The 11,010-nt window shown below is 71.9% G+C and carries 8 protein-coding genes and 1 pseudogene; 7 read left to right on the forward strand and 2 right to left on the reverse strand.

Going from position 1 to position 11,010, the window contains the following annotated elements; all coding sequences use genetic code 11:
• Positions 1–530: crosslink repair DNA glycosylase YcaQ family protein (locus KBX53_RS09980; protein ID WP_210858769.1), on the reverse strand; the 530-nt coding region annotated here is incomplete at its 3' end.
• Positions 531–1,520: 990 nt separating this feature from the next.
• On the opposite strand from KBX53_RS09980, the pseudogene KBX53_RS37285 reads away from it, so the two are divergent.
• Positions 1,521–1,598: pseudogene (locus KBX53_RS37285) on the forward strand (nuclear transport factor 2 family protein); the annotation flags it as partial.
• Positions 1,599–1,610: 12 nt separating this feature from the next.
• On the opposite strand, the gene KBX53_RS09990 reads toward KBX53_RS37285, so the two are convergent.
• Positions 1,611–2,858, reverse strand: coding sequence for an MFS transporter (locus KBX53_RS09990; RefSeq protein ID WP_210858771.1), 1,248 nt, complete (start codon positions 2,856–2,858; stop codon positions 1,611–1,613).
• Between the two features lie 437 nt (positions 2,859–3,295).
• Here KBX53_RS09990 and KBX53_RS09995 point away from each other — a divergent pair, with 437 nt between their 5' ends.
• The 6 genes from KBX53_RS09995 to KBX53_RS10020 all read left to right on the forward strand — a co-directional run.
• Positions 3,296–4,048: a response regulator transcription factor gene (locus tag KBX53_RS09995; RefSeq protein ID WP_210858773.1), complete on the forward strand. Its 753-nt coding sequence runs from the start codon at positions 3,296–3,298 to the stop codon at positions 4,046–4,048.
• A gap of 5 nt (positions 4,049–4,053) precedes the next feature.
• Positions 4,054–4,893 carry an aminoglycoside phosphotransferase family protein gene (locus tag KBX53_RS10000; protein ID WP_210858774.1) on the forward strand — a complete coding sequence of 280 codons (840 nt, stop codon included), beginning with the start codon at positions 4,054–4,056 and terminating at the stop codon, positions 4,891–4,893.
• A 165-nt stretch (positions 4,894–5,058) separates the two neighbouring features.
• A complete protein-coding gene (locus KBX53_RS10005; protein ID WP_210858776.1) occupies positions 5,059–8,286 on the forward strand; it encodes a non-ribosomal peptide synthetase in 3,228 nt (1,075 codons plus the stop codon).
• Positions 8,279–10,534 carry a polyketide synthase gene (locus KBX53_RS10010; RefSeq protein ID WP_210858778.1) on the forward strand — a complete coding sequence of 752 codons (2,256 nt, stop codon included), beginning with the start codon at positions 8,279–8,281 and terminating at the stop codon, positions 10,532–10,534. The genes KBX53_RS10005 and KBX53_RS10010 overlap by 8 nt, the downstream gene beginning before the upstream one ends.
• Positions 10,534–10,800, forward strand: coding sequence for a phosphopantetheine-binding protein (locus KBX53_RS10015; RefSeq protein ID WP_030330983.1), 267 nt, complete (start codon positions 10,534–10,536; stop codon positions 10,798–10,800). Before KBX53_RS10010 ends, KBX53_RS10015 begins: the two co-directional genes overlap by 1 nt.
• The coding region (locus tag KBX53_RS10020) for a phosphopantetheine-binding protein (RefSeq protein ID WP_210858779.1) at positions 10,800–11,010 on the forward strand (211 nt) is incomplete at its 3' end. The genes KBX53_RS10015 and KBX53_RS10020, both read left to right, overlap by 1 nt.

Genomic DNA, 11,010 nt, shown 5'->3' on the forward strand with positions numbered 1-11,010 from the left:
CTGGCGCCCCAGACGCCGCGCGGCGGGGTTTGCACGACCGGCAGCAGGTTGCGAACCGCGTAGGCGAGGCTGGCGGGGTTCCGATCTGGCCACCGCTGAGCCAGCAACCGGCCCAGTTCGCCCGGGGTGCGCGGCTGCTCGTCGAGGAGTTCCCGGCCTGCAGCGACGAGTTCTGCGGTATCCAGTCCGCGCATGGACCGGCCGTGTGTGTGGTTGGCGAACAGGTCGCGGTCCAACGCCGGCTGTACGAGCGGGCGTAGCGCCAGCGCGTCGGACGCGCTGACGAGATGGACCGTCGAGCGCATGAGAGCGATCCGCACTACCCGTCCTTGCGTGAGCAGCGCCCCGATGTCCTCGGGTCGGCACTCGGTGAGCCGGTTCCACAGCCCCACGTACCAGGTGTGCGGGGTCTGGGCCTGCAGGCCGACGAGGTGCTCGATGGCCTGCAGCGGAGTGAGGTCGGCGCGGCGCAGGAGCAACTGCCGGTCGAGGGTGGCGCGGTTGAGGGCGCGGCGGGTCAGGGTTTGCACGGGTGGCCTTCCCGGAGGGTCCCTTGTCGTCCACGTGCCAGGACACGATGTTCTTGTGGTCCCTTTTGGCGAACGGGCGGCGACTGGAAGTCCCAGGCGAAGTTCGCCTTTTCGCCGACTCCGACCCGCAGTGCTGGTCATCATGAAAAAGGGTGGCTCGCCGGCCCGTCCCGCCCTACTTTGCACGTGGATCCTTCTTCTCCGACCCACTCACGGAGGGACTTCACCCCGCGTGACGCCGCCTGCTCTTTAGCCCTGACACCTTCCCCGTGCATCGGTCGCCGACGTCGCCGTCGGCTCCTCTCCCATGCCTTCCGTCAGGTCTTCAGAGGGATCATGTCTACGCATCCTCATATCGTCTCGTCCTGGACCCATCGGCGCACGCCCCCTGCCCTGCTCGCGTACCGCTGCGTCCACTGCCATTCCGGCCTCGTCGGCACCGGCGACGGCAAGTTCCGCGTCAATGCCATCAGCGACCTTTTCGACATCCTGCTCCTGGGCACCCGCGTTTCCTGCGCCCGCACCAGCACAATCACGGTGCACGATCGCGTCCCGGTCCGTTACCTGGATCCGATCCGTGTAGAGGGCTACTCCGGCAACTCCTCCCGCCATGGGCCAGCGCTCGGGCGAAAGCCGAGGTGGCCTTGTCCCGGACTGCATCACACGGCGGCCCGCGCGCGGTCGTTCGTGACCGGGCGCGAACGAAGATCAGGGCCGGCCCGATACCGGCGACGAAGGTGAACGGGGGGATGCAGGGGAGTCCGGACGGGACCGGGGCTTCGCCAGGCCGTACACCTCAACCGCTCCGCCGCGAGGGACCACCCGGCGTCGAGTCGGACAAGCACAAGGCTCTCAAGGACCGGCTCGCGACTGTCTCCGACCGGGCCGGCTTCTGGGGGCCCGCTCGTCGACCGGCAAACGGGTTGCGGACGTGCTGGTGCGCGGTGAGGTGCCCTCCTGCTCGGGCGCGAGCCGCAGGTGTCGGGCGTCATGGCCCGGTACGTCCGCTACGCCGACCATCACCGTTGGCAGGACCTCGCCGGGCTCTTCACACCGAACGGCACCTCCCGAACCACCCTCTCAGGTCGTGGAGGCCGGGGCCGTCTCGCGGACCAGCGTGACAGCGCTGTGGTTGGCGGCCGGAATGATCAGCGCCGAGGCGACGAGCGCGGCGACGGCGATGCCCAGCCATCCCCAGAAGCCGAAGGCGATGACCAGGCCGGAGAGCGCCGCCGGGCCGATGATGTTCTGCGTGATCACGTGCAGGTCGAACGCCCCCAGGTACTCGCCCTGAGCGTGCTCGGGGGCGAGGCCGAACGCGAGCCCCCAACCGGAGGCGGCCTGCATCACCTCGGCCACGGAGAGGATCAGCACGGCGGCGACGATCGCCACGGACGCCAGGACCACGTTGTCGTCGAGCGCGGTCACCGCCAGGACCGCGCAGCCGCCGGCCAGCCAGTAGCCGGAGCGCCGGGCGAGCCGACCGGCGCCGTGCACGGTGTCCGCGCCCCGGCTGGCCCGTACCTGGAACAGGATGACGAACGCGGTGTTGACGATCAGCAGCAGAGGAATCAGGAAGTGCGGCAGGTCGGTGCGGTTGAGCGCCCAGAGCGGCATCGTCACCAGGATGATGCTGACGTGCGAGGCGAGGATCGTCGAGACGCCGATCACCGCGAGGAAGCGTGGGTCGCGGACTGCGGCGAAACGCCTGAAGCCCACCGGTGCGGGACGCGGCGGCACGTCGGGCAGGCGGGTGACGAGGAGCGCGGCGCCGGCCATCAACGCGGCAGTGGTGAGGGGGATCAGCACGAGCAGCCGTTGGCTGAGGGCGGCGACGGCCGCCACGCCGATGCCGATGCTGAATCCAATGTTGAACACCGAGCGCATCATGGCCTTGAGCTTCACCCGCTCCTCGGCGGGCACGAGGTTGCCGATGAGGGCCCCGTTGGTCGGGCCGGTGCCGTACTCGAGGAAGCCGACGGTGACCACCAGCGCGAAGAAGGCGGTCGCGCTGTCGACGAGGCTGTAGAGCCCGAATCCGACCGCCAGCGCGGCGAACAGGATGACGAGCAGGCGGCGGGCGCCCACCCGGTCGGCGATCACACCGAACAGGACCGAGGAGAGGAAGGCGGACAGGCCTGCGGCCGACAGGCCCAGGCCCACCTGCCGGGCGTCGAGTCCGACACGCAGCGTGAAGTAGACGATGCTGCCGCTGAGGAAGACTCCCTTGCCGATGGATTCGGCCAGTCGGATCGCGATCAGCTTCCTGCGGAGCGGGTCGGTCGGTACCAGGCCGGCGACAACGTCCGTCACTCGTGACAAGGGCATGGGTCAATCCTGGCGACGGCGGTGTCCGGCGGACAGGGCGACAGGTGTAGTGCGTACGGGACGACGTCCCGGATCGGCCGGGAAATTCTCCCGTGGACTCCCGGGGCCGGCGGCACGTCGACCGTCTGTGAAAGGTCCGCTGTGGACGGCTTCGTCAGGGCCAAGACGGAAAGTCTGGTTCGGTTTTTCGATGCGTCAAAAGGCTGACCGAGCCCGTTCCCGGGATCACTTCTTGTGTTGTTCTGTTGGCCGTGAGTAGATGTTCATCACGACGCGGGGTCGGCGCTACCGCGGCGTTTCCCCGCGCGACTAAGACACCGCGGGCCGTTCGGACGGGGTGAGGTGGATAGATGGTCAGCGTTGGCTCGGTCTCGGAACTGACTCGGAACATGAGGCGGTGTCCGGAGGAAGTCGCGGCGGAGACACAACCCGACGCGGTGACGGTGGTCCTGGCCGACGCTCAGCCGGTGGTGCGCAGGGGCCTGCACGCCCTGCTGTCGCCGTCGGCTGAGGTCGCCGTGACAGGTGAGGCGGCGTCCACGCGGGAGGCGTTGGCGCTGGCCACCGCCACACGTCCCGACGTGCTCGTTCTCGACGTCGAGCTGCCGGGGTTCCAGGCGGGGGTGACGATCCAGGAGATCAACCGGGTGTCGCCCTCGACAGCGGTGCTGGTCTTCACCGCGGTCGAGGACGAACACGCGATACTCGCGGCCATGTGGGCGGGCGCCCGGGGCTACGTGCTCAAGAGCTGCCCGGGCGACGGCATCGTCCGGACGATCCGGGGCCTCGCGACGGGTGAGGTCATCCTCGGCCCCCGGGTGGCCGACAAGCTCATCGGGCAACTGAGCCTGGAGCCCCGCAATCAGCAGCTCTTCCCGGAGCTGACAGCCCGCGAGCGGGAGGTGCTGGAATTGATTGCCTCGGGTATGCGCAACGTGGCGATCGCCGCGAAGCTGAATCTGTCCCCGAAAACGGTCAGCAATCATATTTCCATCATCTTCAGCAAATTGAACGTTTCTGACCGGTACGAGGCGATCGAGGTCGCCCGCCGGGCGCGGTTGGGGCGCCCCGGGCCGCCCGGCTCCCATTCACCAGTGGTGCGTGGTGGCAGCGTTCTGCTGACCGGCAGGCGTGGTGTCGTGGCGCCGGGCGCGGCCGCGTACGCCGGCACGCGGTCGGTGCGGGGGTGAGCGGGATGAGCCTGGACCAGGACGCGATCGCCAACCGACTGGAGCCACGGTTCGGCCGGGCCGCGCACCGCTGGGTGGGCACGCTGCGCCAGCGGCTCGACGACCTCGTCGAGCAGTGGGAGTTAACTCTCGGTGACCCGCTCAAGTCCGGCAACTCCTCGGTGGTGTTCCGGTGCGTGGGCCCGCTCGGCGACGCGGTGCTCAAGCTGTCCCCGGACAGCTACGCCGTGCGGGAGGAGGTAGACATGCTGCGCCAGTTCGCCTCCAGCAAACGGGTGCCGGCGGTGCGGGAGTCGGCCAAGGGCGCCGTCCTGCTCGAAGCGATCCACCCCGGCACCCTCGTGGAGAAGATGCCGCAGCCGCCCTCACCGCGGGAGTACGCCGCCTTCCTCACCGATCTGCACGGCGCGGGCGACCCGGCTGCCGCTCCCCGTCAACTGGCGGACTGGATCGACGTGCTGTTCAACTCGGCGACGCGCCGGGGCGCCGACCTGAGCGGGTCCAAGCGGCTGCGCGACGACCTCTTCGCGGTGCCCACCGACACCGTGCTGCTGCACGGGGACCTGCACCTCGGCAACGTGCTCAATGGCGGAGGCAGGGGCCTGGTGGCGATCGACCCGATGGCGTGCGCCGGTGACCCCTGCTTCGACGCCGTGGACTACGTGCTGGAGGGTCTGGACCGCGCGGAGATGGTGCGCCGCCGCGACGAGCTGGCGAGCGCCGCCGGCATCGACGTGGGCCGGCTCGACGCCTGGTGCCGGGTGACGGCCCCGATCGGCGCCACGTACGTCAGCAATCCCTTGCACTCCGCCGAGCTGGCGGCCTTCGGGCGCGGCGAGTACTGACCGGCCGACCACCGCCCCGGTCTGACGGCAACCCGCGTCGGGCCGGGGCCGCGCCGTGCCCGGGGGACCGAGGCGACGTGTCGCCGACGCGACCGGGAGCTTTTCCTGGTGGGGCAGGAGAACGTGCTCTGCCGCGCGGGACGTGCCGGGCCGCACGATCGGTGCATGGTTCGTACCGGTCGTGCTTCCTTCGCCCAGGAACGCCTCTATTTCCTCGATCAGCTCCAGCCCGGAAACCCGGCGTACGTGGTGGCCTTCGCGGTGCACCTGCGCGGTGCGCTGCGACCCGAGGCCCTTCGCACGGCCCTGACCCGGGTGGTCGCCCGGCACGACGCGCTGCGCACCACGTTCGCGGTGGTCGACGGTGTCCTCACCCAGCGGGTGTCGTCGACGCCCGCTGTGGACGTCGACATCACCGCCGACGGGTGGGTCGATCGCGCCACCCAGGAGACCCACCTGCGGACGCTCGTCGCCGAGCAGGCTCGGCAGCCCTTCGACCTCGCCAACGGGCCGGTGGTGCGGGCCTACCTGCGCTCCTGGGGCCCGGACGAGCACGGCCTCGCGGTGCTCGTGCACCACATCGCCTGCGACGGGTGGTCGGTGGGTCTGCTCCTGCGCGACCTGGCCGCCGAGTACGACGCCGGTGTCGACGGGTCGGTGGCCGCCTACGAGGAGCCCGCCGAGTCCTACCTGGCGTACGCCGAGCGGCAGCACGAGACGTGGCGACGGGACAGCTCGGGCCTCGACTTCTGGCGTGCGGCGCTGGTCGACGTGCCGCAACTGGCGCTGCCCACCGACTTCCCCCGCCCGAGCGTGCTCGGCACCACCGGCGCGGTGCTGCGCCGCCCGGTCGAGCCGGAACTGGTGCGGCGGCTGGGGGAGTGGGGGCGGGCGCGGGGCGTGACGCTGTTCGCGGTGACGCTCGCCGCGTACGCCTCGGTGCTGTCCCGGTACGTGCGCCAGGACGAGGTGGTGGTCGGCGTTCCGGTGGCGAACCGGATGGATGACGCCGAGGAGCGCCTGGTCGGCTGTCTGGTCAACACGCTGCCGATCCGGCTCGACGTGTCCGGCCGGCCGAGCTTCACCGAGCTGGTGGACCGGGCACAACGGACCAGCATGGCGGCCTTCGCCAATCAGGACGTGCCGTTCGAGCAGATCGTGCGGGCCACCGTGGGGGAGCGGCAGCTCAGCCACGCGCCACTGTTCCAGACCTCGCTGACGGTGCAGAACTTCCCGTTCGCGTTCCCCGAGTTCGCCGGGGTACGGCTGACCGAGGTCGACGTCGAGATCGACGTCACCAAGTTCGACCTGGGCCTGACCCTCGACGTCTCCACCGACGTGCCGTTCCTGCGCGCCGAGTACAGCACCGAGCTGTTCAGGGCGGAGACCGTCGGCACGCTGCTCACGCACTACCTGACGTTCCTGCGGTCGATCGTCGACGAGGAGCAGCGGGAGCCGTCCATGGTGGACGAGGCCGAGCGGGCGCAGCTCACCGAGGGGGTGAACCCGCCGCTCGCGTCGGCGCCGGTTACGCACCCGTCGGTGCTGCGTCGCTTCGCCGACCACGTGGCGGCGACCCCGGACGCGGTGGCCGTACGCCACCGGGACGTCGAGATCACCTACGCCGAGCTGGACCGGTGGGCCGGGCGGATCGCGGCGGGCCTGGCCGACCGCGGTGTCCGCCCCGGCGTCCGGGTGGGGCTGCTGCTCGGCCGTTCACCGGCGGTCGTCGCGGCGATCCTGGGCGTGTGGAAGCTCGGCGGCGTCTACGTGCCGCTGGACCCGGACTACCCGCGCCAGCGCCTCGAACTGATCGCCGCGAACGCCGGGATGGCGGTGCTCGTGGTGGACCCGGAGACCGCAGAGGCGGCCGCGGCGCTCACCCGCGACAGCGGGACGCCCCTGGCCGACGCGCACACCCTCGACGGAATCTCCGTGATCGAGGAGACCTTCCCGGGGCCGGACGACCCGGCGTACGTCATCTACACCTCCGGCTCGACCGGCGTACCCAAGGGGGTCCTGGTCGGGCACGGCGGCCTGGACGCGCTGAACAGCCCGACCCCGGCGGGCCTGGACGTCACGGCCGCCGACGTGTGGCTGGCGGCCAGCTCGTTCTCGTTCGACGCGTCGGTGTGGGAGATGTGGGGCGCGCTGACCACCGGCGCCCGGCTGGTCATCGCCGAGCGGGTCGACCTGGTGGACCGGGAACGGCTGGCCCGGCTGGTGCGTCGCGAGGCCGTCACCGTGCTGTTCCAGACCCCGGGCGCGCTCTACCGGTTGCTGCCGCCGTACCTGCGGGCGCTCGAGGAAGACGAGACCTCCCGCATCCGCTACGTCGTCCTTGGCGGCGAGGCGCTGAGCTGGTCGCGGCTGGCGTCGCTGATCGCCGACGCGCCGGGTCTGCAAACGGTGTTCGTCAACATGTACGGCATCACCGAGGGCACCATCCACGTCACGATCTTCCAGGCGTCGGCCGCCGACGTGCCCCGGGTCCCCGAGGGTGCCATCGGCGTGCCGTTGCCGTCGGCGCGCTGCTACGTCCTCGACGAGGACCTGCGGCCGACCGGCCTCAACGTGCCCGGCGAGCTGTACTGCGGCGGCGCGCTCGTGGCGCACGGCTACCTGGACAACCCGGAGCTGACCGAGGCGCGGTTCCCGCCCGACCCGTACGGCGGCGGGGTCATGTACCGCACCGGCGACGTGGTGAAGTGGGGTCTCGACGGGAGCATGGTGTACCTCGGCCGCAACGACACGCAGGTGCAGGTGCGCGGCTACCGCGTCGAGCTGGCCGAGGTGGAGGGGGCCCTGCTCACCCACGCCGCGGTGCGGTCGTGTGCCGTGGCCGCCGAGGACGACGAACTCGTCGCGTTCGTGGTCCACGGGATCGGCCCGGACGCCGAGCACGACCTGCGGGCGCACCTGCGCGAGACACTGCCGGCGTACATGGTGCCGTCGCGGATCCTGACCGTGGCGACCATCCCGCTCACCGCGCACGGCAAGGTGGACCTTCCCCGCCTGCTGGCCGACAGCCGGGCGGCACGGACGGTCACCGCGCCGTCGCGGCCACCGGCCTCAGTGGTCGGCACCGGGTTGGAGGAACGGATCCGGGCCTGCTGGGTCGAGGTGCTGCGGCGGCCCGACGTCGGGCTGCACGACAACTTCTTCGACCTGGGCGGCCACAGTTTCGCGCTGATCGCGCTCCAGCAGCGGATGTCCGAGGAGGGTCTGGACGTCTCGGTGACCGACCTCTTCCGCTGCGGCACGATCGCCGGCTGCGCGGCGGCGCTCCAGCACACCGCGCCCGTCGTCGCGGACCCCAACACGGCGCAGCGCCGCCAGGGCCGCGCCCTGCTGGCCGACCGGCGGCGCAGCGTGCGAGCCGGCCGTGGCTGAGCTGGACGACAGCGCCGCGGTGGCGGTGGTCGGCATGGCCATCCGGGTCCCCGGCGCCGAACGCGACCTGGACCGGTTCTGGCGACACGTCCACGACGGCGTCGACGCCGTCAGCGTCTTCACGCCCGAGCAGCTCGTCGGTTGGGGCGTACCCAAGGATCTGGTGGAACGGTCGGGCTTCGTGCCGGCCCGCGCGGTGCTCACCGACGCGGACCGCTTCGACCACCGGCTGTTCAGCTACTCACCGTCGGACAGCGCCCTGATGGACCCCCAGCAGCGGATTCTGCTGGAGTGCGCCTGGGCGGCCCTGGAGCACGCCGGCCACCCGCCGGTCGCCGCCGACGGCAACCGGGTCGGGGTGTACGTCGGCACCGGGCTCAACGTCTACCTGCTGGACAACGTGTGGCCCAACGAGCGCGCGGTCGAGGCGGCCGGTGGCCTGGGCGTGATCATCGGCAGCGACAAGGACTTCGCCGCCACCCGGATCGCCTACAAGCTGAACCTTCAGGGGCCGGCGCTGACTGTGCAGACCGCCTGCTCGACGTCGCTCGTCGCGGTGCACCAGGCGACGCAGGCGCTGCTCACCTACGACGCCGACGTGGCACTGGCCGGCGCTGCCACCGTCGCCCCGCCGACCCGGCGCGGACACCTGCACGAGCCCGGCGGCATCTTCTCCGCCGACGGTCGCTGCCGCGCCTTCGACGCCGCCGCCGACGGGACGGTACCGGGCGACGGAGCGGGCGTGGTGGTGCTCAAGCGCCTCACCGACGCGCTGCGCGACGGCGACACCGTGCACGCGGTGATCCGTGGCTCCGCGGTCAACAACGACGGCGCCCGCAAGGCCGGCTTCACCGCGCCCGGTCCGACCGGTCAGGCCGCCGTCATCGCGGCGGCGTTGGAGGTGGCCGACGTCGACCCGGACACCGTGGGCCTGGTCGAGACGCACGGCACCGGCACCGCGCTCGGCGACCCGATCGAGGTGGCGGCGCTGCGGCAGGTGTTCGACTCCGCCCGGCCCGACCGGGCGCCCTGCGCGCTGGGCGCCGTCAAGTCGGTCGTCGGACACCTGGACACCGCCGCCGGGGTGGTCGGCATGATCAAGACGGTCCTGGCCCTGACGCACCGGACGATTCCTCCGATCGCGCACCTCCGTACGCCCAACCCGGCGATCCGACTGGACGGCTCGGTGTTCGAGCTGCCGACGACCGCCCGACCCTGGGCGCCTGTCGACGGCGTACGCCGCGCCGGGGTGAGCGCCTTCGGCATCGGCGGCACCAACGCCCACGTAGTGCTGGAGGAGGCCCCGCCAATCGCGGCCCGACCCCGCCGGCACGTCCCGCAGCTCGTCCTGGTCTCTGCGAAGACCGCAGGGGTGGCGCAGGAGAGCCTGGACCGGGTCACCGCGTTCGCGGCGGGAACCGCGCCCGGGGACCTGGCCGACCTCGCGTACACACTGCGGACCGGCCGCGCCGAGCTGCCCTGGCGGGCCGCCGTCCTGACCGGCGTGACCGACGGGGTCGCCCGGCTGCGCAAGGTCGACGCGACGGCTCGGGCGCGCGGGGTGGCGCTGCACCTCACCGGGGCCGGTGCGGTGACCGGCAACCGACCCAACTACGACGCCGACCCGGTGTACCGGCGGACCGTCGACGAGGGCGTCGCGCTGCTGCGTGGCCACGACCTGGACGATTCGGTCCGGGAACGCCGCGACCGGCTGCTGGCCTGCGTCGGCCTGACCCGGTCGCTGCGCAGCCGGGGCGTCACCCCGCGCGCTCTGGCCGGTGACGGTGTCGGCGCGGTGGCCGCCGCCGTCGTGGCCGGGGTGATGTCGCTCGCGGACGCGCTGGCGCTGCTGCGCGACACCGACGACCCCGGGGTACGCCTGCACCCCGCCGCTCTGCCCCTGCTCATCGACGGGCGGCCCGACGACAGCGCCTTCTGGCGGGCCGCGGCCCTCCGTCCCCCGACGTCGACGCCGCCCCCCGACGTGCCCGACCCGGTGCTCTGGATCGAGGTCGGCACCAGCGTCACCCCGCACCTGGACGCCGACCAGCCGCCGCTTCCCGCCAACCGGCACGCCCGACTGCTGGCGACCGTCGGCGCGCTGTGGCAGCTGGGTCTCACCGACGCCTGGGATCCCGTGCACGACACCGGCCGCCGCCGGCTGCCCGCCCCCACCTACCCCTTCGCGGCCACCCGGCACTACCTGGACGCACCCGGAGCCGACCCGACCACAGAGAGGCGACACTGATGCGCGACGTACACGACCGGACCTGGGTGGCCGAGTTCGAGGAGCTGTGGATGGAGGTTCTCGGCGTCGACACCGTCGACGACGACGACGACTTCTTCGACCTCGGCGGCCATTCGCTCAGCGCGCTGCGGCTGAGCACCCTGATCCGCCAGGAACTCAACCTCGCGGTGATGTTCGGCCACGTGCTGGAGAACCCCCGCTTCGCCGACCTGCGCAAGGTCGCGAGCGAGGTGCCGCTGGAGCGTCCGGCGGCGGAGACCGCCTGATGATCGCCCCCGACCTCGCCGCCTGGGCGCCGCTCGCCGCGCGGGTGCTCGGCGGCACCCCCGAACAGGTGAGCGCGGCGGCCGCCACCGAATCGTTCGTCGCTCTGGGCGGCACCTCGCTCCAGGCCATCGCCCTGGTCTCGCTGGGCCAGCGCGAGCTGCGGGCGGACGTGGACAGCGCCCGCCTGCTGTCGGCGCTGCCGCTGGCCC

This window comes from Micromonospora sp. M51 (genome assembly GCF_018070305.1).
Classification (GTDB): domain Bacteria; phylum Actinomycetota; class Actinomycetes; order Mycobacteriales; family Micromonosporaceae; genus Micromonospora; species Micromonospora parva.

Coding starts and splice junctions, on each gene's coding strand:
- KBX53_RS09990 (WP_210858771.1), bottom strand. CDS start 2,858: ATGCCCTTGTCACGAGTGACGGACGTTGTCGCCGGCCTGGTACCGACC.
- KBX53_RS10015 (WP_030330983.1), top strand. CDS start 10,534: ATGCGCGACGTACACGACCGGACCTGGGTGGCCGAGTTCGAGGAGCTG.
- KBX53_RS10000 (WP_210858774.1), top strand. CDS start 4,054: ATGAGCCTGGACCAGGACGCGATCGCCAACCGACTGGAGCCACGGTTC.
- KBX53_RS10005 (WP_210858776.1), top strand. CDS start 5,059: ATGGTTCGTACCGGTCGTGCTTCCTTCGCCCAGGAACGCCTCTATTTC.